Origin of the sequence: uncultured Clostridium sp., assembly GCF_963515715.1 — a bacterium.
GTDB lineage: Bacteria > Bacillota > Clostridia > Clostridiales > Clostridiaceae > Clostridium_AW.
Window position 1 is genome coordinate 16,144 of sequence record NZ_CAUPZS010000015.1, and the last position, 25,513, is coordinate 41,656.

Below are 25,513 nucleotides of genomic sequence, written 5' to 3' on the forward strand. Positions count from 1 at the left end.
CGAAGCAATTTTTAACTTTTCACTGTATAAATTTGCTTCGCAATTTTTATAAATTATTCATATATTCTTCCACTAGATAAAAAAACACTGTAAGAGCTAAAAGATCTGCACTTCCACCTGGACTTATTCTTCTTTTTACAAAATCTTTATCTAAGTTATATATAGCTCTTCTTCCTTCTTCTGTCCTTACCCCACCCATGCTTATTATATTTTTAGCTTTTTCATTAATCTCTTTTAAAGTAGTTAATGAATGTCTATGCAAAATATTTGAATCCTCAGAGTATTGCATAATACCTAATAAAGTGTGCACTGATCTATCATTTTTATTTAAATCTATACTTTCTTTGTAAAAGTCTAATGCAAATTCAAAAACTATGGGTAAACCTTTTTCAATTTCACCCCTAACTCCCTCTATTCCATGAAGAAGATACAATTTTTCACCGTAGGACAGTTTTTTATCTTGTAGCATTTCCTCATTTAAAATACTTCCTTCAAAGTTCTTTCTAAGTGGCAAGAGTTCCTTTTCTACTAATCCATCACACATATGAATTATTGTATTTCTTATTTCCTTAAAATCCTTTTTATTATAAATTACATTTCCAGCTGCTACACAGGAAATACCCATTAAAAATAACATTCCTTTATGAGTGTTTACTCCTTCTGTCTTTTGGAACATAGCCTTTTCCCCTTCTATTCCAACTATTCTAGCAGCCTTTAGTAATTCTTCTGGGGAATGTTTTGAAAATCCTGCCTCTGTACATAGGGTTAAGTATTTTATTAGTGCACAAGTACTTTCTATAAAAGTATAGTGATCCATGTCTTTATGAGCACCAGTGGATACAGTAGATACTAATCCTGGAGATGGATGACAAGCTACTTCATATAACATTGACTGAGCTGCTAAGCTACTTATATCAAAGGATACCTCATGTATATTGTGGGCTTTAAACATATAATCTCTCCAAACTATAAAATAATTTTTTTAACGTATTCATCATATCTTTTATTAATAAAGTTTATTACATCCTCAATTTTATGTTTCCTTGACCTTACACAATTTTGAGCATTATCTCCACATAAAAAACATTTCCTGCCATTATATCCTAATTGTTTTCTGCTTACACCATTTCCAAGATTGTCATATACATCTATATCTACACACCTACCAAGTATGTGATTTTCTTCTACATCTATTGTTTTAATTTTTATTTCCTCGGCAATATCTTCTATAATCATTGTGACTACAGGCCCTTCACCAGTAATTTCATGGTTTTCATATACAATTTGGTCTATAAATCTATCAATTATTTCCTTTTTTATTACCTCAACAATATTTCTTGTCAAAGAGTTATCCTTTTCTGCACCTGGATAATTCACCCTTAGTGAAATTAAAGGTAAATTATACTCTTCTATCAATTTCTGTTGAAATTCTGCTCTTTCTTCTCTAGCAATAAGTACATCTTCAGGTTTATATTTTTTCATATCAATGGGGAGAATTACTGTTTTTGATTTTCTCCACTATCTCCTTTCCCTTTTCTGTATTTAAAAAGTTCCATGTTACTTCTGGTATCATATTTTTTGCTACTTCTATTTTACCTTCTTTTATATAATTTCTTACCTTTGAAGCGCTAATAAAACTTCCTTCATATTCTTTTCGTTCTATTATTTCTAAGTCCATACCCCATTTAGGCAATACTTCCTTCAATGTTTGATTATAGGCATTAGTTACATTACAATAAGGTTCTTCCCCAACTAGCCTTTTTTTAATATTAAGCTTGCTACCAAAATATTTTCCGAATATTCCTGCATCTATTTCTGCATAAGCCTTTAATCTTACATCTTCTTGTCTTATAAAGTAAGTTGGAAAGGTTGCAGAGGATATTATATATTCTCCACCAGGTATAACTTTAACATTTTTCAGATCCTTTGTCCCTTCTTTTACAAGGCTATACCTTTCCTTAAATGGAAATAAGGATTTATCTTCTTCAACTATGAATACTAATACTTCTTCACATGTCTTGGATGCCTGTTCAATTAAGTATCTATGCCCTAATGTAAAAGGATTACAATTCATCACTAAAGCCCCTTTAGAAGTGTTTAAATCTATATTATTTTCCTTAATCATTTTATCTAAAGCTTTATTTATATCATAAAGACCATACTCTAAAAATACTGCATCTTCAGCTTCATATATTACTTTAAAATTAAGTGACGTAAATATTTTAATCTTATCTGGTTTTGTAAATATGAAACTATGATAAATATCCTCTTCAAAAAGTTTATCTATTAAATTAGATATTAATGTGGAAGTTACATTTTCACCTCTCAAATCGTCGGAAACCGCAAAACATTTAAATATGTTTTTAGCCTTTGAACAGGTAGCCTTGATTTTTCCCTCTTGTCTAATTACTACTGTATAATCCACGTCATCGTCTAACTTTAGCCCAAACTCCTCTAAGAAATTATGAACTTCTAATCTCTCTTCTGAATTTTTTAGATTTATTTTGTTTACTTGTATACCAAACATATTATTCACCTTCTTTTTCATACTATAATTTATTATAACTCATTATATTCAAATAAAAAATATGGACTGTAGATGAATAAACAGTCCATATTTTCTAGATATATTATTCTAATGATTTTTTTACAACGTCAATTACAGTACCATCTCTATATTCAATTACTGCAACAATTTCATCTGATAATTCTATTGATTCTGGCTTTCCTGTCATATTTTCAGCTATAGCTTTTAATTCTTCTATTGTATATACAGGAAGATTTGTTTCTTTTAATTTTTCAATTAGATCTGTTCTTCTTGGGTTAACAGCTATACCTCTTTCAGTTACTAATACGTCTATGCTTTCACCTGGAGTAGTAACTGTAGTTACTCTATCCTTTATGATTGGCAATCTTGCTTTCACAAGGTTAGTAACAATTATTGCAAGTTTTGATCCTGCTGCTGTATCACTGTGTCCACCGGAACCACCCATGATAACACCATCAGAACCAGTTGTTACGTTAACGTTGAAGTTGGTATCTATTTCTGTAGCACCAAGTATCATAACATCAAGATTATTTACAACTGCTCCTTTATTGTGTGGGTTACCATACATGGAAGATGACATTGCCATATGAGCAACATTCTTCTTAAAGGATTCTGCTGCCTGAAGGTCAAAGCATTGTACGTCGAATATAGCTTTAAATAATCCTTCTTCAAACATATCAACGATGTATCCAGTTACTCCACCTGCAGCAAAGCTTCCTACAACACCTTTTTCTTTCATTATTTCTTTTAATTCAGCTGCAACAGCAAGTGATGTTCCACCTGCACCAGTTTGGAAAGATAATCCGTCTTTTACTAATCCTGAAGCTTCAATTACCTCAGTAGCCATTTTAGCTATCTTTAGTCCTACTGGATCCTTTGTTATTTTTGTTGTTCCTGAAACTATTCCAGCTGGGTTTCCTATAGAATCAACTTTTACAACATAGTCAACAAAAATTTGACTAATTTGTATTGGTGAAGCTGGATATGGTACTAAATTATCAGTGATTGCTACAACCTTATCTGCGTATTCAGCATCAGATTCTGCATATCCTAGTGCACCACATGCTGATTTTCCTTCTGTTCCATTTAAGTTTCCGTATGTATCAGCTGTTGGAGCTGCAACAAAAGCAACATCAATATGAAGATCTCCACTTTCAATCGCTCTTGGTCTTCCACCATGAGTCATCATAACTGCTGGTTTCTTTAAAGCTCCTTTTGAAATTGCTTCAGCTACTGGACCAGACATATAGTTTGCATATATACCTGTAACTATTCCTTTTTTCATGTATTCTACAAGTGGTTCATGGATTGGGAATATAGAACTTGCTGCAATTGTAATATCTTTTATTCCCTTTTTAGCTATTGTTTCCATAACCATGTTTAATACATAGTCACCATTTCTTAAATGATGATGGAAAGAAATTGTCATTCCATCTTTTAATTCTACTTTATCTAAAGCTTCTTCTATATTTGTTAATACCTTGTTATCTCCTGGTATTACACTTTTAACCTTAACGGATTTTTTTTCTGCTATGCCACAATTAGCAAAAGCGCCTTCAAATGGCTTTACTTTACCGTAGCCCTCTATAACTTCTGGTATTTCTCTGCCAAGAATGTTTTTCATCCTAATCCCTCGCTTTATAAATTTAATTTACAATTATTGATTATTTAATAAGTCCTAAATTTTTAGCTAAATCAACAGTTGTTATAGCTCTGTTTATTACAGGAGCATCAATCATTTTTCCATCTAAGGAGAATACTCCTATTCCTTTAGCAAAAGCTTCATCTCTCGCTTCAAGTACTCTGATAGCATATTTAATTTCATTTTCAGTTGGATTGTATACTGAGTGAATAGTTTCAACCTGTCTAGGATTTATAGAAGCTTTTCCTGTAAATCCTATTTTCTTAGCTTTCATTGTATCAAGTCTTAATCCTTCATAGTCATTTGTATCAGTAAATGGTGTATCTATAGCATCTACTCTAGCTGCTCTACAAGCTGCCGCAAATCTGCATCTAGCATAGTAAATTTCATCGCTTTCTTTAGTTCTCTTTATTCCAAAATCAGAAGTTAAATCTTCTGCACCTAGAAGTAATCCAACTAATCTATCTGTTGATGTGGCAACATCGTAAACAGTTTCTAATCCATAAGCTGTTTCAATAAGTCCAAATAGTTTTATACTTCCTTTTTCAAATCCTTCTTCTTCTTCAACTTTTGTTATTACTTCATTTGCTTGCTGCATTTGTTCTTTTGTAGCTTTTGGTACTAATATTGTGTCAGGCTTAACTCTAGCTATTGTTTCTAAATCTGTTGGACCAAATTCAGTGTCTAGTGGGTTAATTCTTACAACTAATTCTACTTGTGAATAATCTATATTTTTTATAGCACCGCTAACTAATGCCCTTGCGGCGTCTTTTTCTGTTAAACTAACAGCATCTTCTAAGTCTAGTATTACAGCGTCTGCCCCAAGTATTGGTGCATTTTGAAGCATTCCTGGATTGTTACCAGGCATAAATAGCATAGTTCTTCTTAACTTTTTCATGAATAATCTCACCTCAATTTTACATTATTATTGTGCTCTTTTAACAGCTGTTTCTAATCTTGCTTTTATAGTATAGTCAAGAGCTCCTTTATCCTGTGCTTGAATTTTTACTCCATCAAGTTCTAATTCTTTTGCACTTTCTAATAATACTTTCTTTATTTGAGCTCCAAATTGTTTCATAACGATACTTTCAAGTTCTAACTCTACTCCTGGCTCATCTTTTGGCATTACCATAATAAGTATGTCATTTGATTCTAGAGTTCCAGCTTTAGCTATTTTATTAACTTTCATCTTTAACCTTCCTTTCCGTAATTAACAACTGAAAACTGAAGATAGGTATCTTCAGTTTCAATTATTAATATTTACTATAAGTTATTACTTTAAACTATCTAAATACTGCTTTTGACCAATTTCATATAAGTTGTTTCCTTCTGAATCTATAACAACAACTACTGGTAGGTCTTCAACTTCTAATCTTCTTAAGGCTTCAGCTCCTAGATCTTCATAGCAAACTATTTCAGCTTTTTTAACAGATTTCCCCATCAAAGCAGCAGCTCCGCCGATTGCAGCAAAGTAAACACCTGTGTTTCTCTTTATTGCATCTATAACTTCTTTTGATCTTAATCCTTTTCCTATCATTCCTTTTAATCCAATATCAAGAAGTCTTGGAGCATATGGATCCATTCTATAACTTGTAGTTGGACCTGCTGATCCGATTGGCTGACCTGGTTTTGCTGGTGATGGTCCAACATAGTATATTATTTGATCTTTTAAATCTACTGGAAGTTCTTCTCCCTTATCTAATAAATCAACTAGTCTTTTATGGCCAGCATCTCTTGATGTATATATAACTCCTGATAGTAATACTGAATCTCCTGCTTTTAAATCTTTAACTTTTTCAGCAGTTAATGGAGTAGTAATTCTTTTTTCCATTACATGGCACCCCCCTAAAATTCTACACTCTTATGTCTAGTAACGTGACAGTTAATATTAACAGCTACTGGAAGTCCCGCTATATGAGTAGCGTATGTTTCAACATTTACAGCTAATGCTGTAGTAAGCCCTCCGAATCCCTGTGGTCCTATTCCTGTTGCGTTTATCATTTCTAATAATTCTGCTTCTAGTTCTGCATAGAATGGGTTAGAATTTCTCTCATCTAATGATCTCATTAATGCCTTTTTTGCTAAATTAGCTGACTTGTCAAAAGTTCCTCCTATACCAACTCCAACAACTATTGGTGGACATGGGTTAGGACCAGCATCTTTTACAACCTTTAAAACGAAATCTTTAACGCCTTGTAATCCATCAGCTGGTTTTAACATTTTTAACTGGCTCATATTTTCTGAACCGAATCCTTTTGGAGCAACAGTTATTTTTAATTTATCTCCTGGCACTATGTCATAGTATATTATAGCTGGAGTGTTATCTTTAGTATTTACTCTCTCTATTGGATCTCCAACAACGGACTTTCTTAAGTATCCATCTGCATAGCCCTGTCTTACACCTTCATTAATTGCATCTTCAAGGTTTCCACCAACAACGTGAACGTCCTGACCTATTTCAACAAATACACATGCTACTCCTGTGTCCTGACATGCTGGCATATCTTCTTTATTAGCTATATCAACGTTAACTAATATTTTTTCCATTATGCCTTTAGCCATTCCCCAGCTTTCTTTGTTTGTGTATTCTTCTAATTTAGTTTTAACGTCAGCTGGTAGTCTATAGTTTGCTTCTATACATAGTTCTCTTATTGACTTTGTTATATCTGAAACATGTACTTCTTTCATAGACTCATTATTTACCTTAAAAGTGACCCTACTCCTCACTTGTAAGATAAATACCTCCCTTCATAATTTTAATAATTAAGTAATTATAGTGGAAAAGGCAGTTTATAAATTAAACCGCCTTTTCAAAGTTTATGCCAAACTAATTATTAGCAGCAACAGCACTTAGATTTCTTTGCTCTGTTTACTCTAGCTAATACTCTGTTCATTTCATTCTTAACGATCATGTATCCTTCGTCAACACCCATACCTGGTTTTGCAAGAACTTGTTTAGCTCCACAAGCCATAGCTATGTTAGTTGTAACTTCAGCGGATCTATTAGTTTCGTTACAAGTTCCACCACAGTAAGCTCCAATTCCGTTAGCTTTACAGTACATTATAGCGTCTGCTACGTTGTTAACTCCACCAAGGTCTGGAGTCTTAATTTGAACCATGTGACCAGCTTTATTGTCTGTGAAGAATTTAATATCGTCAACAGTGTTGCACCATTCGTCAGCAACTAATTCAACGTTTATTCCTCTTCCGTCTAATTCAGCTCTTAGGTCTCTCATAGCTTCCATTTGCTTCTGTCTTTCTTCAACGTCCATTGGTCCTTCGATTCTTAAGTGGAATGGTTTAGCTGCTTCTTCTAATGTCTGAAGGTAATCAGCCATAGCTTTTATATCAACATTGAATGCTGCTCCAATTGTTCCATAAACGTCTATGTGGAATATTGGGCTGTAGTCTTCTCTAACTCTTAATTTTAATATTCTGTCTCTTAACCATTTAACGTATTCAAGAAGTTTTTCTCCCTTTAATCCTAACTTTTCTTCAACGTTATTGATTAATGCGTGTGGTAGTACTTCTGCTTCTTTGATTATCATTTTATCAGCATTATCATATCTATCATCACCTGACTGAGTGAATACTGGAATGTAAGAGATTTCTCCACCTGCATTGTATTCGTCTCTTATAACTTCAGCCATAGTAACTTTTCTAGCTTTAGATACTGCATCAAGTATAGCTTGTGTTATACCATATCTAATAGCAGTGTGTAATCTCTTGCCATTAATAGTCATTTTATCAAATTCTTCAGCTAATTCTTTAAAGCTAGTTAATTCTCTTCCAATTAATTTTGGAGCTATTTCTTTTTCTATAACAGGTATAAAATCAGCAGCTAAGAATAATGGGTCTCTTCCGCCTGCTCCTGAGTACTGAACAGCTGCACAATCACCAAAAGCAGCCTGACCATCTTCAAGAATGAATTGAACAGATATTGATTCACCTTTTTGTCTTATTTGAGTAAATCCTTCTGTTACAGCTTCTCCAACGTAAGCAAAACCATCATGTCCTGCGCCTTTTTTGATTGCTCTCTGGTCGTCAAAATAGAATCCAGTATAGCCTGCGCTACAAATAACGTCAACAATTTTCATAATTTTTCACCTGTCCTTTTTTAAATTTTAATGTATTTATTATACATATATGAATCACATTTATTGTTAAATTAATATTCAACAATAAATGTGATTGCAATCTATTTATATTCAGAGAATTTTATATTATGGTCTTCCTATAAGTCTTCCCTTACCAACAGCGAAGATATCATCTATAACCATTTGGAAGCTTACTTCTCTTCCTTCAACTTTAGCTCTTTCAGCTAATCTTTCTCTGTTGTAGTTCTTTAATTCTTCAGTAAATGGAATATTACCAAATTCTAAGTATCTAACGCAACCTAGGTTATCTCTTACTGGTAACATTTTACCTGCATTGTATTTGCTTGGTCCGAATGGTATATCCATAACACCAGTTTCAAATGCCTTAACAACACCAACAGCTAAATCGCCTTTTCCTAATTCATATACTTTGTCAAGTATGCACTTAGTTTCTGCTTTAATTAAAGCCATTTCAGTTTCTAATTCTTTTGACATTGGCATTCTTTGTCCTTCTAACATGTTTAATGCCATCTTTGTAGCCTTGATTCCAGAAGCATTAGCTTCTTTTGTTGGTATACCGATAGCTTCGTGTGGAGTCTTAACTATAACTTTAGTAGCTCCTGCTAATGAAGCTATTGTTGTAGCTGTTACGATAACTCCAAATGCCTTACTTTCATCTTGTGGGAATCCACCCATCCACTGATGGAATACTGTTGTTACGATTACATCGTTGTATCCGTAAGCTTTTAAGTATTCATTAGTTTGTTCTTCTAAACATCTTAATGCAGCTATATCTTGAATCATATTTCCACATTCACCGTATCCAACAGTGATGTTTTTAACTCCCTGCTCAGCAGCAAGTAATGCTTCTGTAATTCCTACTGCATTTGACATTGATGGTGGTACTAATGTTCCAGTTAATGGTCCAAATGGTTCTCTGTTAATGTGAACTCCTTGTTCTTCATAGAAACCAACAAGTCTATCACAATACTGCCAATCTCTTAAACATTTATCTATTGGAACTGACTTAGCGTATGGAATATTGTAGGAGATACCGCCACCTTCATTTGAAGTGTATCCACCAGCAGTCATTATTTCAGCAAGTAATCTTGCATCTGGTGTGCCGTGTCTTATTTGTAGTGGTAAGTCAACTGCTTCTAAAACCTTTCTACAACCTTGAACACCGTGGTTAACCCCTGGGAAACCATTTAATAAGGATCTTCCAGCTTTTATACTTTCTTGAATACCTATTTCACATTCTTCATATCTATTTTGTCTTGTGTATGCATCGATTGTTGAAGGTAGTAAATCTGCTCCACCTTCATCTTGTAAATGTTTTAATAATGTAATATGTTCATCAAGTAATGCAACACCTGCTCTTGGCTGAGCTAAAGTTATTCCCGCTTCTTTTGCTCTTACTAATTTTTCAGCAAAATTCTTTTCTGTAGGTATTTTCTTTAAGTAATCTACAGCTTCCTGTAAGTCTACGTCTTTACCTGTTGGCCACTGTTTTAATACTTCTTCTCTTTCTTTAAAAAACTGCTCATCTGTCCATTTTTTATTCTTAAGTTCCACTTGAAATTCCCTCCTATCAAACTTTAAACCTTAATTAAGTATTTTTTCATTATTCTAATAGCTTTTTCTGGATGGTCCTCAGCTAAAAGCCCCATAGCAGACAAAATATAAGTTTTGTCTATTAAACAATCAGGATTCTGTGGTTTTAAATGAGTAGGGTTAGTCATATCAAATGTTCCAGCTTTCAATATATCTCCTGGTGTTTTACTGTGTATTAACACTCCACCAGTACCAATTAAGCACTTCACATTCAATAAGTCCTTACCAATTTGACTATAAAGGACTCCCATTGGGGTATACATACTTTCTATATATCCTACATGTCTTTCCATAGCCATATCAGTAGCAATCTTCGCCATAGTCTCATCAAATTTTATTTCTTCTTCTGATTGAGGAACCATTCTTATATTCTCAGCTCTAAATTTACAACTTGCTTCCACATCTATTGATGGGTCACATAAGTATTTTTGAACTTTTCTTGTTCCTGCAGCTTCCCATAGTGAAACTGCAGAATATCTCATTCCAAGGTCTCCTTCAACAGTTCTTTTTGCAAAAGGTTCTTCAAGTCCTCTTAGCGTAACACCTGGTTTCGATGGCTCACCATCAGCAATTGAGTGTATATCTGTAGTAGCACCTCCAATGTCTACTACCACTAAGTCTCCTACACCGTCTTCCTTATCAGTACCTTCTGAAAGCACTCTAGCTGCTTTTAACACTGCCGCTGGAGTTGGCATAAGAATTCCGCTAATAAAACTTTCAGCATTACCCATACCTTTTGCTTCTACTATTCTTTTCATAAATATTTGTCTAATTTCTTCCCTTGCAGGTTCTACATTTAAAACGTTTAGCTTTGGCATTACATTATCAGTAATCCTGTAAAACATACCAGCTTCGTCAAATATTTCAGTTATTTCATCATTTGCTATTTTATTTCCAGCAACTACAATTGGCAGGTTAACGCCATGTTTGGCTAACATTTTTGCATTGTGAATTATACATTCTTTGTTTCCACCATCTGTACCACCAGCTAAAAGTATTATATCAAGATTTGAGTTTTTAATTTCCTCAACTTCTTTATTAGTTAATTCATAACTATAAACATTTAATACTCTTGCTCCTGCTCCAAGGGCAGCCCTTTTTGCAGCTTCAGCAGTCAAATCTGGAACTAGTCCAACAGCTATCATCTTTAATCCACCAGCAGCAGAAGAGCATGCTAATTTTTTAACAAAATTAACTTCATTGCCTTCTAATTGCTTCATTAGCGCTCCATATGCATTGTTAAATCCAACCATTATGTCGCTTTCAATAGTTGTTATGTCTTTTGCTGTAGCTAATATTTCTTCATTTTCGATATCAACTGCAGTAAGTTTTGTGTAGGTGCTACCAAAGTCTAAAAGCAAATAAGCATCCACCTTAATCAACTCCTAAACAACTGCAAAATACAGCTCTTAAATTTTTATTATAGTCTAAAATCTTCTTTTAAATGTTCAATTCCAACTTCTGGAGCTGTTCCTGGCGCATATACTCTGTTGAATCCCATGTCTAAGAATCTTTGTTCAACGTCTGGCCAGTTTTGTTTTCCAACAACTATGTTTCCACCTACATAAAGGATTATGTCTTTTAATCCTGCTTCATCGCATTTCTGTCTTAAACCTTTACAGTCAATTTCTCCCTGTCCATATAGGGATGATACTAAAATAGCTTCTGCTTTAGTTTCTATAGCAGCATTGATAAAGTCTTCCTGTGCTGATAAAACTCCTATGTTAATAACATTGAAGCCTGCATTTGTAAATGAGTGGTCTAATATTTTGTTACCAACTGCATGACAGTCTGAACCAATTACTCCAAGGACAATTGTCTTTTTTTCCATCTCTAAAACCTCCTAGATAAATTAATATATATTATATATTTTATCACAAGCTTATTTTGAGTATTTAATTTCTAGCAACTTTGATTTTAGTGCTTTTACAGATCCATCGTCTAAATTATATAAAAAATCTATTATTTCTTTTTCTTCATAATCTAATTCATAAACATCTTTGTATCTCCCAGGAGAAACTATTATTACGTCAGAATCTTTTACAATTCCGGCTAATTCTTTCTTGTCTACTGAATTAGTGTATTCAATATTTATATTTGATAATCCAGCCTTTTCCAATGCATCTCTAACTTTAAACTTAAATTCTTCTGATATACAGATAAAAGCAAACTTAGTTCCAATTGGGAATCTTGCGATTCTAACTATAGTTTCTAAGTTTGGAGTAATAGCAACACCCAATACTTTTTTATTATAATTTCTAGTAAATCTTCTGACTTCGTTTACATGGTTAAATGTCGTAATAATAATCTGACACTTTTCTAATAACTCTTCAGTTTTTTGCGCCATAGATTTTAAATCGTTTACTGTAACTGGTTTAAAATCTATATTGGTTCTTTCTTTTAACTGTTTGGCAAAAATTTTAGATTGTTCTATATTGCATTCCACATATAACCCGCTTATTTCGTCGATTAACTTTCTTTTCTCTTCTATTCTGTCTGTTACTATCTCAATAAATTCTTCTGCATCTATACCATATTCAATGGCTTCCTCAAAGGCTAAATCTACAAATTTATTAATTTTCTCTTTAATATCTTCATCTTTCCATAGCTTAACTTCTTCAGCTACAAATGTACCTCTTCCTTGATATGATTTAAGAACGCCCTCTCCTTCTAACTCTCTATAAGCCGTACTTACTGTATTTCTACTTATTTGAAGCTTTTCAGATAGTTCTCTCTCTGTTGGCATTTTAAATCCTACTTTTAAGGCTCCATCTTTAATTAAGTCCATTATCTGCTTTTTAACCTGTAAATATAAAGGTACTTTATTTCCTTTATCTATCGAAATCTGAATATAAATCACTCCCAAAAGCTTATAAGTAAAGTTGCCTAATGGACTAATCCATTAACCAAATTAATAATAACATAACCTTCATCCAATATCAATATATTTTTAAAAAAGATAAATTTTTTTTAATTTTTTGTTTATTTAGTTATTATTATAGTATTCATTGACGGAATCTGCAATTATTTGCGCTATTTTAAGCTGATAATCTCTATCTTTTAGCTTCTTTTCTTCTTCATAGTTGGATAAAAAACCACATTCTACTATTACAGATGGAATCTCATCCACTCCGCGTAATATTTTATAATCATTGTTTGCAGCCTTCTCCATTCTGTTATTAGTTTGATCTAAATTCTGTTTAAAATTGGACTGAATCAATGAGGCCAATTTTTTGCTGTTATCATTGCCTGAATACCAAACTTGAGCACCATAATATTTACTTTGAGGAAAAATATTTAGATGAACACTGATAAACATACTACAATTGCTTTCTTTTTTCATTTTACATCTGTTATTTAAATCCTCAATCTTTTTTTCCCTTACTGTTCCTTTTTCTCCATTCAATCCATTATCTTCTTCTCTTGTCATGGCAACTTTATATCCACGCTTTTGAAGTTCTTCTTTTAACATCAAACTTATACTTAAATTTATATCTTTTTCTATAGTTCCATTGGGTGATACTGCACCTCCATCAATTCCTCCGTGACCTGGGTCTATTAATATTATACGTTCTTCTTGGTCTATAACCTTTGTTTTAGCTTGCATATTGTAAGCTAACATTATTGTAAATACAATTATTATCGTTACAAATACTATTTTTTTATTTTTTACAAACATTTTAGCCACCTCCAATAATACTAAATAGTGTTCTCATTTATATATTTTTTTATTATATAAATTTATTATTGAAGGCATAAAAAAAGAGAGGTATAAACCTCTCCATTTTCCAAAATTATCTCTTTGAGAACTGTGGTGATCTTCTTGCTCCCTTAAGACCATATTTCTTTCTTTCCTTCATTCTTGGGTCTCTTGTTACGAATCCAGCTTTCTTTAACTCTGGTTTTAAAGTTTCATCAGATTTAATTAAAGCTCTTGTTATGCCATGTCTTATTGCTCCAGCCTGACCTGTAAATCCACCACCATAAACATTTACTATAACGTCAAATTTTTCTTTGTTTCCAGTTAAAACTAATGGTTGATTTACTATAACTCTTAAAGTTTCTAACCCAAAATAATTTTCTATGTCTCTTTTATTTATTGTTACTTTACCTTCACCAGGTACAAGTCTTACTCTAGCTATAGCTTGCTTTCTTCTTCCAGTTCCTAAATACTGAACCTTTGCCATTTCCATTCCTCCTTCTTCCAGCTCTTCTTAATTAGTATTTTAATTCTAATACTTCTGGTTTTTGAGCTTCGTGGTTATGTTCTGTTCCTCTATATACCTTTAATTTCTTAGCCATTTGTCTTCCAAGTGGTCCTTTTGGAAGCATTCTCCTAACAGCTTCTTCAAATACAAATTCAGGTTTCTTAGCTATTGCTTCCTTATATGGAACTTCTTTTAATCCACCTGGATATAATGAGTGATGTCTTAACATTTTTTGATCTAATTTCTTTCCAGTTAAAACAACTTTCTCAGCATTTATAATGATAACATAATCTCCAGTATCTACATGTGGTGTAAATGTTGGTTTATTTTTTCCTCTTAATATTGATGCAACTTGGCTTGCTACTCTTCCTAGTGGTTTTCCAGCAGCATCAACGACATACCATTTTCTCTCAACTTCTAGTGGTTTTGCAATGTATGATTTCATCTTTTTCCCTCCTTGAACTAATTACATAAACACATTCGTTCTATATAAAGATCCGGGGCTAGTGGATCTCTTATAATCTAAATACAAACATTTATATTATAATACAATCGACCTGGCGTGTCAATTAAATTCGCTTCTTTAGTAAAAAACTTTATCTAAGTATAATCCATTAGCTGGAGCTGCTTTCCCAGCCTTTTGCCTATCCTTTGAAGCTAAGATATCAATGATATCTTGAGGATTTTTTTTACCCATTCCAACCTGTATCAAAGTGCCAGTTATAATTCTAATCATGTTATATAAAAACCCATCTCCCGTAATACTAAATATAATATTTTCTTCTTGTTTGAATACTTGAGCATCCATAATAGTTCTGACAGAAGTTTTAACACTACTTCCTATATTCTTAAATGAAGTAAAGTCATGGGTTCCTATAAAATATTTAGCAGCTTCATTCATGCTTACTATATTTAGTTCATTTCTCACATGGTGTGCATAATTTCTTTCTATAGGAGAAGGGCATTGTCTGTTTAGTATCTTGTATATATATTTTTTGCTTTTACAGCTATATCTAGAATGAAATTGTAAATCCACTTCTTCTGAATCTATTATAATAATATCTTCTGGCAATTTACTATTTATTGCATACTTAAACTTTTCTCCTGAAATGTTGCTGCTTGTAAAAAAATTAGCCACGAAACCTTTAGCATGAACTCCTGCATCCGTTCTGCTGCATCCTATTAATTCTAAATCTTCTTTAGTAATTTTTTTGATGCTTCTCTCAATAGCTTCTTGTATAGTGTTTGAATTATTTTTTTGTTTTTGCCATCCTGAATAGTTTGTTCCATCGTATTCTATAAGCAATTTTATATTTCTATTCATTTAAAATCTACTCCATATAGACAAGGCAATTAATAGAACTATTATTATACAAGCGATAAGATCTCTATATGAAAACTTTAATTGTTTCATTCTAGTTCTCCCTTCGCCACCTTTATAACATCTAGCTTCCATTGCCATAGATAATTCATCCGCTCTTCTAAATGAGCTAATAAACAATGGTACTAATAGCGGTATTAAGCTCTTAGCTCTTTGAAGTATATTTCCTGATTCAAAATCAGCTCCTCTTGCCATTTGAGCTTTCATAATCTTATCTGTTTCATCGATTAATGTAGGAATAAATCTTAATGCTATAGTCATCATCATAGCTAATTCATGGGCTGGAACTCCAATTTTTCTCAATGGATTTAATAGTTTTTCTATACCATCTGTTAATTCTATTGGAGATGTTGTTAATGTCAAAAGAGATGTTCCCATAATTAACAACACTAGCCTTAATACCATAAAAGCTGCTAATTTTAGCCCTTCTTCATATATTGTTATGAATTTCCCCTCATAAATTACCTTCCCTCCAGTTGTCATAAAAACATTTAGTAGGGCTGTAATTATTATAAGGACAAATATAGGTTTTAAACCTTTATATATAAACTTAAATGGCACTTTTGAAACTGCTATACATAATGACGTAAAAAGTATAATAAATATATATCCTTTAAAGTTATTAACAATAAATAAATTTATTATAAATATTAAAGATATTAAAATTTTAGTTCTAGGATCTAGTTTATGAACAAAAGATTCACCAGGAATATATTGTCCTAATGTTATATCCTTAATCATGTATTTGCTCTCCTAACGACTACCTTTTAGTTTTACGTTTAAATATTCTAAGTAACTCTTCCTTAGCCTGATCAATAGTAAATATTTCATCTGATATATCGAACCCTTTTTTTCTGAGTTCCCTTGATAAATAGGTTACCTGTGGAACAGCTAATCCTACATTCTCTAGTGTATCTATTTCCTTAAATATAGATGATGGATTACCATCTAATATACAGCTACCTTTATGCATTACTAATATTCTGTCTGCTAACTTAGCAACATCCTCCATACTATGAGAAACTAAAATGATAGTCATATTATACTCTCTGTGTAAATTAGCTATATTGCATAAAATATCGTCCCTACCTTTAGGATCTAGACCTGCAGTTGGTTCATCTAATATAAGTACTTGTGGTTCCATAGCCACTACTCCAGCAATCGCCACTCTTCTTTTCTGACCTCCGCTAAGTTCAAAAGGTGATTTGTCTTTATACTCATTATAATCTAACCCTACTATTTTCATAGCTCTTTTTATCCTTTTATTAGTATCTTCATCATTTAAGCCTAAATTTTTAGGACCAAAAGCTATATCCTTTTCAATAGTTTCTTCAAAAAGCTGATATTCTGGATATTGAAAGACTAATCCTACCTTTTTTCTTATCGAACTTAGTTTTACATTTTTCTTGGTTATATCTAACCCATCGATTAAAATTTTACCTGAATGAGGCTTTAATAATCCATTTATATGCTGAATAAGTGTAGATTTGCCAGAGCCTGTATGTCCTATTAACGCCACAAACTCTCCATCTTGTATTTCTATGGATACATCATCTAATGCCTTTTTCTCAAAAGGTGTACCCTTCATGTAGACATGCGTTAAATTCTCTATTTTAATTGACATAATGCATTCACCATCTCATCTATAGTTAATATATCAGAATCTAGTTTTATACCTTCTTTTCTTAATTCATAGGCTAATTCAGTTACTTGTGGTACATCTAACCCTGTTTCTTTCATCGTCTTTACATCACTAAATATTTCCCTAGGAGAACCTTGTGAAATCACCTTACCTGAATCCATAACTATTATCCTGTCAGCCTCAACAGCTTCTTCCATATAATGCGTTATAAGCAGTATTGTAATACCATAATTTTTATTTAAATCTTTTATTGTTTTTACTACTTCTTTTCTACCAGATGGATCTAACATTGCTGTAGGTTCATCAAATATAATACACTCAGGCATCATGGATAAAACCCCAGCTATAGCCACTCTTTGCTTTTGCCCACCTGAGAGCAAATGAGGAGCATGTTTTCTATACTCATACATGTTAACTCTTTTTAAAGAGTCATCTACTCTTTTTCTTATTTCCTTAGATTCTATTCCTATATTTTCAGGGCCAAAAGCAACATCCTCTTCTACTATGGTAGCTACTATTTGATTATCTGGATTTTGAAATACCATTCCCGCTCTTTTTCTTACTTCCCAAACATTTTCAGAAATAGATGTATCTATTCCATCAACAAGGATCTTACCTTCTGAAGGCAATAAAAGTGCGTTCATATGTTTAGCTATAGTAGATTTACCTGAACCATTTCTTCCTAATATAACAACAAATTCACCTTTGTCTACTTCTATAGAAACATTGTCTACTGCTAGTCTAAAAGTATCATTAGCTACATCTTCATACTTATATACTACGTTTCTACATTCTATCATCTTGTTACTCATTTTAAAACACCTCATAATGGCTAACACTATATTAAAATGGGGACTAAGCTAATTTTATACTTAATCCCCTGGAATTTTATACTAATTCTAGTATAACCATTTCTGCTCCATCGCCTCTTCTAGGACCTACTTTATACATTCTAGTATATCCACCATTTCTTTCAGCATATTTAGGAGCTATATTGTCAAATAAGTTTTTAACTACTTCCTCTTCAGTTACAAATGCAAGCACTTGTCTTCTTGCATGAAGATCTCCTCTTTTTCCAAGAGTTATCATTTTTTCTGCTAAGTTTCTAGCTTCTTTTGCTCTTGTAGCAGTTGTTTCGATTTTTCCGTGTTTTAAAAAGCTAGTAACTAAGCTTCTAAGCATCGCTCTTCTTTGGTCAGTTGGACGACCTAACTTACGATATCCTGCCATCTCTATACCTCCTTACGTTACATTGTATGATTACTCATCAGCTTGTTTTAGGCCTAATCCTAGTGCTTCAAGCTTTTGCTCAACTTCTTCTAGAGATTTTTTACCTAGATTTCTAACTTTCATCATATCATCAATGGTTCTCTCAGTTAATTCTTGAACAGTGTTTATTCCCGCTCTCTTTAAGCAATTGTAGCTTCTAACCGAAAGATCAAGTTCTTCAATTGTCATTTCTAGAACTTTTTCTTTTTTATCTTCTTCTTTTTCTACCATTATTTCTACATTATTAACATGATCAGTCAAGCTCATGAATAATTTAAAGTGTTCAATTAATATCTTTGCCGATAAGCTAATAGCTTCATCAGGCATAATAGTTCCATTGGTCCATACTTCAAGTGTTAGCTTATCATAGTCAGTAATCTGTCCCACTCTTGTATTTTCAACATTGAAATTTACCCTTTTAACTGGAGTGTATATAGAATCTACAGGGATAGTTCCTATTGGCATACCCTCTGCTTTATTTCTATTTTGTGATACATAACCTCTTCCTCTATCAACTACCATTTCCATATAAAGCTTTGCATCATCATCTAATGTAGCTATATGTAAATCTTTGTTGATAATTTCTACATCTCCATCAGTCTGTATATCACCAGCTGTTACTTTTCCTGCTCCCTTAACGTCAATATATATAGTCTTAGGACCATCTCCAACCATTTTTAATGCTAGTTGTTTAATATTTAATATTAATTCAGTAACATCTTCTTTTACACCCTTAACAGTTGTAAATTCATGTAATACATTTTCAACTCTGATAGAATTAACGGCAACTCCAGGTAATGATGAAAGAAGAATTCTTCTTAGTGCATTTCCTAAAGTTATTCCGTATCCTCTCTCTAGTGGTTCTACTGCAAATCTACCATAAGAACCATCTTCGGCCATTTCAACACATTCAATTTTTGGCTTTTCAATTTCTAACATTTACAAACCCTCCTTTTATATAATAATTAATCTAATCTGAGGGCAACTGATTCTTCCACTATATACTATTATATACTATTATTTACTATATAACTCAACGATTAATGTTTCATTTACAGGAACATCAACGTCTTCTCTAGCAGGCTCACTTACTACTCTTCCTTCAAAGTTTTCAGGAGTAGCTGATAACCAGTTTGGTAAAGTCTTTGGATTTTCAGCAAATCCCTTAAATTTTTCAGTAGCTCTGCTCTTTTCTGAAACAGCTATAACATCACCAACTGATACTGTATATGATGCAATATCAACTTTCTTGCCATTTATTAAGAAATGACCATGAGTTACTAACTGTCTAGCTTCTTTTCTTGATTCACCGTATCCTAATCTGAATACTACGTTATCAAGTCTAGTTTCAAGAAGTCTTAACAAGTTTTCACCTGTTATTCCTCTCTTTTTATCAGCTTTAACATAATAAGCTCTAAACTGATTTTCTAATACTCCGTATATTCTCTTAGCTTTCTGTTTTTCTCTCAACTGCAATCCATAGTTTGAAATTTTCTTTCTGCTTTGTCCGTGCTGTCCTGGTGCATAACCTCTTCTTGCGAAAGCACATTTATCTGTATAACATCTATCCCCCTTAAGGAATAGCTTTAATCCTTCTCTTCTACATAATCTACAAGTTGCTCCAGTGTATCTTGCCATTTATTATTCCACCTCCTATTGCTTAGATTACACTCTTCTTCTTTTTGGCGGTCTACAACCGTTGTGTGGTATTGGTGTAACATCTTTTATTAAAGTAACTTCTAATCCCGCTGCTTGTAATGATCTTATTGCAGCTTCTCTACCCGCTCCAGGTCCTTTTACGTAAACTTCTACGCTTTTTAGACCATGTTCCATTGCTGTTTTTGCTGCTGTTTCAGCTGCCATCTGCGCTGCAAATGGAGTACTCTTTCTTGATCCTCTAAATCCTAATCCGCCGGCACTTGCCCATGAAAGTGCGTTACCAACGGCATCAGTTAATGTAACAATTGAATTGTTAAAAGTTGATTTTATATGTGCACAGCCATGCTCAACATTTTTTCTTTCTTTTCTTCTTCTTGTTTTTTTAACTTTTGCTGCTGCCATCGTTTTCCCTCCTTAATTCAGTAATTCAATAATTCAATACTGCTTATTTCTTTTTCTTACCTGAAACTAGTTTCTTTGGTCCTTTTCTAGTTCTAGCATTAGTTTTTGTTTTTTGACCTCTAACTGGAAGTCCTCTTCTATGTCTTATTCCTCTATAACATCCAATTTCAACTAATCTCTTTATATCAAGAGCTATCTCTCTTTTTAAGTCACCTTCAACTTTAAGATATTTATTTATATAATCTCTTAAAGCATTTACTTCATCTTCTGATAAATCCTTAACTCTTACATCAGGATTTACTCCTGTTTCTTTAAGAATTTTTTGTGCACTTGGTAATCCTATACCAAATATATAAGTTAGACCTATTTCAACTCTCTTTTCTCTTGGTAGGTCAACTCCAGATATTCTTGCCATTAATCATTACACCTCCTGGTAAATATAAATAAGGTAATCTTTCATAGACTTATTTTAAAAAATATATATAAAGTTCTAGGCCATTAGATATTCTACTTCCTAACGTCAGCCGCTCCTAAAACGTTATTAACCTTGTTTTTGTTTATGCTTTGGGTTTTCGCAAATAACCATTACTCTTCCTTTTCTTTTAATGACTTTGCACTTTTCGCACATAGGTTTAACTGATGGTCTTACTTTCATAGCTAACCCTCCTTATTACTTTGCTCTCCAAGTTATTCTTCCACGAGTTAAATCGTATGGAGAAAGTTCCACAGTAACTTTATCACCTGGTAAAATTTTAATAAAATTCATTCTAAGCTTTCCAGAAATATGTGCTAATATTTTATGCCCACTTTCTAGCTCCACTTCAAACATAGCATTAGGTAAAGCTTCTAAGACAGTACCTTGCATTTCTATAACATCCTCTTTTGACATAAGGTCTCAAACCTCCTTATTCATGTCGTGAGACTGTAAAATTTTTCTGATCATTGAATTACTAACCTTATCGCCTGATAATAATAAATTTTTTAATTCATCAGCTATTGTATTAGTAAAAACTAGATGCCTTATTTTCTTTTTCTTAGGCTTTTCTATAGGCCTCAAACTGCCATCAGCAATGGAAACATATTGTTCATCTAATACACCTGTAACTATGAAAAACTTATCTTTATCCCTTCCTGCTTTAGAGTAGACTACTTTACCTATCTGGTCGTTATCTTCCAAACTTTTCACCTCTACTGAATTAATGTTAATATTTCAGGACCATTATTTAAAACTGCCACAGTATTTTCATAATGAGCTGATAAGCTATCATCCTTGGTCACAACTGTCCAGTTATCTGGTTTTACATCTACATGATAATCACCAATATTAACCATTGGTTCAATAGCTAATACAATTCCATTCATAAGTTTTGGGCCTCTTCCTGCCCTTCCAAAGTTAGGAATTTCAGGTTCTTCATGCATATCTCTTCCGATACCATGACCAACGTAGTCTCTAACAACAGAATATCCAAAACTTTCAACATACTGCTGTATTGCAAAAGAAATATCCGTAAGTCTGTTTCCTACCATAGCCTTTTCAACACCTTTAAAAAAGCTATCTTTAGTAACATTTATCAACTTTTCAGCTTCTTCTGATACTTTGCCAACTGGCAAAGTCCTAGCTGCATCACCATGGTATCCATTTAAAATAGCTCCACAATCTACACTTATTATGTCTCCTTCTTGTAGAACTCTATCTCGTGATGGAATACCATGAACAACTTCATTATTTACTGATGCGCATATAGAAGCCGGAAAGCCATAATAACCTTTAAAAGATGGCTTAGCACCTCTTTTAACAATAAGCTCTTCTGCGATTCTATCCAATTCAGCAGTACTTATTCCCGGTTTTACTACCTCTTCAAGTTTTGCAAGGGTTTCTGCTACAACTTTACCTGCCTGCCTCATGTATTCAATTTCAATATTATTTTTCAATATTATCATTATTTATCGCTCCCTAGGATATCACAAATGTTCTGGAACACTTCTTCTATCTCAAGGGTTCCATCTACCTTGCATAGATTGTTCTTTTCATTATAATACTTTACTAATGGTGCAGTTTGATTAGAATAAACTTCTAATCTTTCTTTTACAGTTTCTTCACTATCGTCTTTCCTCTGAATCAATTCTCCGCCGCATAAATCACATATACTTTCAACCTTAGGAGGATTAAACTTTACATGATAGCTAGCACCACAATCTTTGCATACTCTTCTTCCTGTCATTCTTTCCAGAATAAACTCATGTGGAACTTCAATTAATAAAGCTTTATCAATTTTTGTGCTCTTCCCTTGTAAAAAGTTATCTAGTGCCTCAGCTTGTGATACTGTTCTAGGAAAACCGTCAAGTAAAAATCCATTTTTACAATCATCTTCTTGTAATCTATCGTTAACAATTTCTATAGTTAATTCATCTGGAACTAACTGCCCCTTATCCATATAGCTTTTTGCTTTTACTCCTAGGGGAGTTTGTTCTGAAATATTTTTTCTAAATATATCCCCGGTAGATATATGTGGTATAGAATACTCATTGCTAATTAACTTAGCCTGAGTTCCTTTTCCCGCACCGGGAGGACCTAGTAATATTATTTTCAACTAAACCATCTCCAACAATATATTTATTTCAAGAATCCTTGATAGTGTCTCATAACTAATTGAGATTCTATCTGTCTTACAGCTTCTAAGGCTGAGCTAACCATAATCATCACACTAGTACCACCAAAATGAATACCACTAAAAGGAGTTTTAGCAGCTACAATAATCGGAATTACCGCAATCATTGCTGCAAATATACCACCCATAAATGATGTTCTATTCAATACTTTTTGAATGAAATTTGCTGTTGGTTCCCCTGGCCTAATTCCTGGAATAAATCCTGAAGATTTATTCATATTTTCTGCCATCTCTTCTGGCTTCATAGTAACTTCTGTATAAAACCATGTGAAGAATATTATCAATACAGAAAATAGTAGAACGTATAACCAGCTTCCTTCTTTAAAAGGACTATACTTGTTAGCCGTTATGAACATAAATACCTTTGACTCAGGCCAAAATTGACCTAAAGTAGCTGGGAAAGCCATAACAGACATTGCAAATATAATAGCTATAACTGCTGATGAAGCAATATTTATTGGAATATGTGTTGATTGTCCTTTATATACTCTTCCATTTATAGTCTTACCAGCATATTGAACTGGAATTCTTCTTTCTGCTAAACTCACAACTACAGTTACCAAAAATAATGCAGCTATTACCGAAATTAACATAATTACCTGAACAAAGTTAACTTCTTCAGCTTTCTGAAGAGCTGCAACTTGATAGATAGTAGTTGGGAATCTAGATATAATATTTACAAATATTATAAGCGAAACTCCGTTTCCTATACCTTTTTCTGTTATCTTATCACCAAACCACATCAAAAATGTTGATGCAGCTAATAATGTAAGTATAATCAAAAACATATTAAATTTCGAGCCATCTCGTAATGCTCCAGCTCTAGCTATAATAGCATATGTACTAAGTCCTTGGATTACCCCAAAAACTATAGCACCATATCTAGTATATTCTTGTATTTTCTTTCTACCTTCTTCTCCTTCTTTAGATAATTGCTCTAAAGATGGAATTGCTATGGTAAGAAGCTGAAATATTATAGATGAGTTAATATAAGGGACTACCCCCATAGCAAATATACTAAAACTGCTGAAAGCACCACCGGATAACAAATCATAAAGGCTAAATAAGCCTCCGCCTTGGGCAAGATTTTTAAGTTGTTCTTGATTGATTCCTGGAACTAAAATGAAATTTCCCATCCTATAAAGAATAAGCATAAAGAATGTAAATAATATCCTTTTCTTCAAATCAGGAACCTTCCAAGCATTACGTAGGGTTGATATCATCTTATATCACCTCAACTTTTCCTCCAGCTGCTTCTATCTTTTCAGCTGCTGCTTTAGAAAACTTTGTAGCTTTAACTGTTAAGTTTTTTTCTAGTTCGCCGTTTCCTAATATTTTAACTCCATCATAAACTTTACCTATTACGCCTTTTTCTATTAATAATTCTGGAGTTACAACTGTTCCATCTTCAAATATATTTAATCTATCTACATTTATAGCTGCATATCTTTTTGCAAATATATTAGTGAATCCTCTTTTAGGAATTCTTCTATATAATGGCATCTGTCCGCCTTCAAAGCCTGGTCTTACGCCACCGCCCGATCTAGCGTTTTGGCCTTTTTCACCTTTACCTGAAGTCTTACCTAAGCCTGAACCTGTTCCTCTTCCTAGTCTCTTTGGAGACTTTCTAGCTCCTTCTGCTGGTTTTAATTCATGAAGTTTCATACTCGCACCTCCTCTTTTATTGTAATTCTTCTACTTCTAAAAGATAACATACTTTATTAATCATACCTCTGATCTGAGGAGTATCATTATGTTCAACAAACTTACCTATCTTCTTTAATCCAAGAGCGTTAACTGTAGCAATTTGGTCTTTTTTTCTACCTATTAAACTCTTTTTTAAAGTTATTTTAAGTTTAGCCAAGGCAATCCCTCCTAACCTAAAATCTCTTCAACGGTTTTACCTCTAAGTTTAGCAATTTGCTCAACTGTTCTTAGTCTTGATAAACCGTTAATTGTAGCATTAACCATGTTTCTTGCATTGTTAGAACCTAAAGATTTAGCTCTTACGTCTTTTAATCCTGCTAGTTCAAGAACCGCTCTAACTGGACCTCCAGCTATAACTCCTGTACCTTCACTTGCAGGCATTATAAGAACGCTACCTGTTCCAAATTCACCTTGAATTTGGTGTGGCACTGTTGTACCAACTATTGGAACCTCTACTAAGTTCTTTCTTGCATCTTCGATTCCTTTTCTGATTGCTTCTGGTATTTCTATAGACTTACCAATTCCAACTCCTACGTGGCCATTTTCATCACCAACAACAACAAGAGCGCTGAATCTGAAGTTTCTACCACCTTTAACAACCTTAGCAACTCTATTTATATAAACTACCTTTTCCTTTAACTCTAAAGTGCTAGGATCTATTCTCATTTATTTCCC

Annotated in this window: 34 protein-coding genes; all 34 read right to left on the reverse strand. The window is 33.1% G+C overall.

Annotation, left to right across the window (positions count from 1 at the left end; all coding sequences use genetic code 11):
* Window positions 1-46: 46 nt before the first annotated feature.
* The 34 genes from citG to rpsE all read right to left on the reverse strand — a co-directional run bounded on the left by citG (window position 47) and on the right by rpsE (window position 25,504).
* On the reverse strand, window positions 47-952 hold the full coding sequence (gene citG / locus RYO54_RS11375) for a triphosphoribosyl-dephospho-CoA synthase CitG (RefSeq protein ID WP_315118700.1): 906 nt from the start codon (window positions 950-952) through the stop codon (window positions 47-49).
* A 14-nt stretch (window positions 953-966) separates the two neighbouring features.
* Entirely contained in the window at window positions 967-1,482 is a 516-nt protein-coding gene (gene citX, locus RYO54_RS11380; protein ID WP_315118702.1) for a citrate lyase holo-[acyl-carrier protein] synthase, read from the reverse strand.
* Between the two features lies 1 nt (window position 1,483).
* Entirely contained in the window at window positions 1,484-2,527 is a 1,044-nt protein-coding gene (gene citC / locus RYO54_RS11385) for a [citrate (pro-3S)-lyase] ligase (protein WP_315118704.1), read from the reverse strand.
* A gap of 103 nt (window positions 2,528-2,630) precedes the next feature.
* Complete coding sequence (gene citF / locus RYO54_RS11390; protein ID WP_315118706.1) at window positions 2,631-4,172, reverse strand: citrate lyase subunit alpha; 1,542 nt, start codon at window positions 4,170-4,172, stop codon at window positions 2,631-2,633.
* A gap of 40 nt (window positions 4,173-4,212) precedes the next feature.
* A complete protein-coding gene (locus RYO54_RS11395) occupies window positions 4,213-5,088 on the reverse strand; it encodes an aldolase/citrate lyase family protein (RefSeq protein ID WP_315118708.1) in 876 nt (291 codons plus the stop codon).
* A gap of 27 nt (window positions 5,089-5,115) precedes the next feature.
* Window positions 5,116-5,379 (reverse strand): citrate lyase acyl carrier protein, encoded by a 264-nt coding sequence (gene citD / locus RYO54_RS11400; RefSeq protein WP_216439649.1) that lies wholly within the window; start codon window positions 5,377-5,379, stop codon window positions 5,116-5,118.
* Between the two features lie 84 nt (window positions 5,380-5,463).
* Window positions 5,464-6,021, reverse strand: coding sequence for a Fe-S-containing hydro-lyase (locus tag RYO54_RS11405; RefSeq protein WP_315118714.1), 558 nt, complete (start codon window positions 6,019-6,021; stop codon window positions 5,464-5,466).
* Between the two features lie 14 nt (window positions 6,022-6,035).
* Entirely contained in the window at window positions 6,036-6,878 is an 843-nt protein-coding gene (locus RYO54_RS11410) for a fumarate hydratase (protein ID WP_315118715.1), read from the reverse strand.
* Window positions 6,879-7,024: 146 nt separating this feature from the next.
* Window positions 7,025-8,287 carry a methylaspartate ammonia-lyase gene (locus tag RYO54_RS11415; protein ID WP_315118717.1) on the reverse strand — a complete coding sequence of 421 codons (1,263 nt, stop codon included), beginning with the start codon at window positions 8,285-8,287 and terminating at the stop codon, window positions 7,025-7,027.
* 126 nt (window positions 8,288-8,413) lie between these two features.
* Window positions 8,414-9,862, reverse strand: a complete 1,449-nt coding sequence (locus RYO54_RS11420; RefSeq protein ID WP_315118718.1) for a methylaspartate mutase subunit E — start codon at window positions 9,860-9,862, stop codon at window positions 8,414-8,416.
* A 23-nt stretch (window positions 9,863-9,885) separates the two neighbouring features.
* Window positions 9,886-11,274: a methylaspartate mutase accessory protein GlmL gene (gene glmL / locus RYO54_RS11425; RefSeq protein ID WP_315118720.1), complete on the reverse strand. Its 1,389-nt coding sequence runs from the start codon at window positions 11,272-11,274 to the stop codon at window positions 9,886-9,888.
* 47 nt (window positions 11,275-11,321) lie between these two features.
* Entirely contained in the window at window positions 11,322-11,732 is a 411-nt protein-coding gene (gene mamA / locus RYO54_RS11430) for a methylaspartate mutase subunit S (protein ID WP_315118722.1), read from the reverse strand.
* A 51-nt stretch (window positions 11,733-11,783) separates the two neighbouring features.
* Window positions 11,784-12,761, reverse strand: a complete 978-nt coding sequence (locus tag RYO54_RS11435; RefSeq protein WP_315118868.1) for a GntR family transcriptional regulator — start codon at window positions 12,759-12,761, stop codon at window positions 11,784-11,786.
* A gap of 126 nt (window positions 12,762-12,887) precedes the next feature.
* Entirely contained in the window at window positions 12,888-13,580 is a 693-nt protein-coding gene (cwlD, locus tag RYO54_RS11440; protein WP_315118723.1) for an N-acetylmuramoyl-L-alanine amidase CwlD, read from the reverse strand.
* A 115-nt stretch (window positions 13,581-13,695) separates the two neighbouring features.
* On the reverse strand, window positions 13,696-14,088 hold the full coding sequence (gene rpsI / locus RYO54_RS11445) for a 30S ribosomal protein S9 (protein ID WP_315118725.1): 393 nt from the start codon (window positions 14,086-14,088) through the stop codon (window positions 13,696-13,698).
* A 31-nt stretch (window positions 14,089-14,119) separates the two neighbouring features.
* Complete coding sequence (gene rplM / locus RYO54_RS11450; RefSeq protein WP_315118727.1) at window positions 14,120-14,554, reverse strand: 50S ribosomal protein L13; 435 nt, start codon at window positions 14,552-14,554, stop codon at window positions 14,120-14,122.
* 138 nt (window positions 14,555-14,692) lie between these two features.
* Window positions 14,693-15,433, reverse strand: a complete 741-nt coding sequence (gene truA / locus RYO54_RS11455) for a tRNA pseudouridine(38-40) synthase TruA (protein ID WP_315118729.1) — start codon at window positions 15,431-15,433, stop codon at window positions 14,693-14,695.
* Window positions 15,434-16,231 carry an energy-coupling factor transporter transmembrane component T gene (locus tag RYO54_RS11460; RefSeq protein ID WP_315118731.1) on the reverse strand — a complete coding sequence of 266 codons (798 nt, stop codon included), beginning with the start codon at window positions 16,229-16,231 and terminating at the stop codon, window positions 15,434-15,436.
* A gap of 19 nt (window positions 16,232-16,250) precedes the next feature.
* Window positions 16,251-17,114, reverse strand: a complete 864-nt coding sequence (locus RYO54_RS11465; protein WP_315118733.1) for an energy-coupling factor transporter ATPase — start codon at window positions 17,112-17,114, stop codon at window positions 16,251-16,253.
* On the reverse strand, window positions 17,099-17,944 hold the full coding sequence (locus tag RYO54_RS11470) for an energy-coupling factor transporter ATPase (RefSeq protein ID WP_315118735.1): 846 nt from the start codon (window positions 17,942-17,944) through the stop codon (window positions 17,099-17,101). The genes RYO54_RS11465 and RYO54_RS11470 overlap by 16 nt, the downstream gene beginning before the upstream one ends.
* Before the next feature lie 76 nt (window positions 17,945-18,020).
* Window positions 18,021-18,362 carry a 50S ribosomal protein L17 gene (rplQ, locus tag RYO54_RS11475; protein ID WP_315118737.1) on the reverse strand — a complete coding sequence of 114 codons (342 nt, stop codon included), beginning with the start codon at window positions 18,360-18,362 and terminating at the stop codon, window positions 18,021-18,023.
* Between the two features lie 30 nt (window positions 18,363-18,392).
* A complete protein-coding gene (locus tag RYO54_RS11480) occupies window positions 18,393-19,340 on the reverse strand; it encodes a DNA-directed RNA polymerase subunit alpha (RefSeq protein ID WP_315118738.1) in 948 nt (315 codons plus the stop codon).
* A 78-nt stretch (window positions 19,341-19,418) separates the two neighbouring features.
* Window positions 19,419-20,039, reverse strand: a complete 621-nt coding sequence (gene rpsD, locus RYO54_RS11485; protein ID WP_315118740.1) for a 30S ribosomal protein S4 — start codon at window positions 20,037-20,039, stop codon at window positions 19,419-19,421.
* Window positions 20,040-20,066: 27 nt separating this feature from the next.
* Entirely contained in the window at window positions 20,067-20,462 is a 396-nt protein-coding gene (gene rpsK, locus RYO54_RS11490) for a 30S ribosomal protein S11 (protein WP_315118742.1), read from the reverse strand.
* Between the two features lie 43 nt (window positions 20,463-20,505).
* The gene (rpsM, locus tag RYO54_RS11495; protein WP_315118743.1) at window positions 20,506-20,877 is read right to left on the reverse strand and encodes a 30S ribosomal protein S13; all 372 of its coding nucleotides are present in this window, start codon (window positions 20,875-20,877) and stop codon (window positions 20,506-20,508) included.
* 126 nt (window positions 20,878-21,003) lie between these two features.
* Window positions 21,004-21,117 (reverse strand): 50S ribosomal protein L36, encoded by a 114-nt coding sequence (gene rpmJ / locus RYO54_RS11500; RefSeq protein WP_021122033.1) that lies wholly within the window; start codon window positions 21,115-21,117, stop codon window positions 21,004-21,006.
* A gap of 15 nt (window positions 21,118-21,132) precedes the next feature.
* Window positions 21,133-21,351, reverse strand: a complete 219-nt coding sequence (gene infA / locus RYO54_RS11505; RefSeq protein ID WP_035306489.1) for a translation initiation factor IF-1 — start codon at window positions 21,349-21,351, stop codon at window positions 21,133-21,135.
* A gap of 6 nt (window positions 21,352-21,357) precedes the next feature.
* A complete protein-coding gene (locus RYO54_RS11510; protein ID WP_315118748.1) occupies window positions 21,358-21,639 on the reverse strand; it encodes a KOW domain-containing RNA-binding protein in 282 nt (93 codons plus the stop codon).
* 11 nt (window positions 21,640-21,650) lie between these two features.
* Window positions 21,651-22,403 (reverse strand): type I methionyl aminopeptidase, encoded by a 753-nt coding sequence (gene map, locus RYO54_RS11515; RefSeq protein WP_315118750.1) that lies wholly within the window; start codon window positions 22,401-22,403, stop codon window positions 21,651-21,653.
* Window positions 22,403-23,053, reverse strand: coding sequence for an adenylate kinase (locus tag RYO54_RS11520; RefSeq protein ID WP_315118752.1), 651 nt, complete (start codon window positions 23,051-23,053; stop codon window positions 22,403-22,405). Before RYO54_RS11520 ends, map begins: the two co-directional genes overlap by 1 nt.
* A 23-nt stretch (window positions 23,054-23,076) precedes the next feature.
* The gene (secY, locus tag RYO54_RS11525) at window positions 23,077-24,354 is read right to left on the reverse strand and encodes a preprotein translocase subunit SecY (protein ID WP_315118754.1); all 1,278 of its coding nucleotides are present in this window, start codon (window positions 24,352-24,354) and stop codon (window positions 23,077-23,079) included.
* 1 nt (window position 24,355) lies between these two features.
* On the reverse strand, window positions 24,356-24,796 hold the full coding sequence (gene rplO / locus RYO54_RS11530; protein WP_315118756.1) for a 50S ribosomal protein L15: 441 nt from the start codon (window positions 24,794-24,796) through the stop codon (window positions 24,356-24,358).
* 16 nt (window positions 24,797-24,812) lie between these two features.
* The gene (rpmD, locus tag RYO54_RS11535; RefSeq protein ID WP_216439624.1) at window positions 24,813-24,995 is read right to left on the reverse strand and encodes a 50S ribosomal protein L30; all 183 of its coding nucleotides are present in this window, start codon (window positions 24,993-24,995) and stop codon (window positions 24,813-24,815) included.
* Between the two features lie 11 nt (window positions 24,996-25,006).
* A complete protein-coding gene (rpsE, locus tag RYO54_RS11540; RefSeq protein ID WP_315118758.1) occupies window positions 25,007-25,504 on the reverse strand; it encodes a 30S ribosomal protein S5 in 498 nt (165 codons plus the stop codon).
* Window positions 25,505-25,513: the final 9 nt, after the last annotated feature.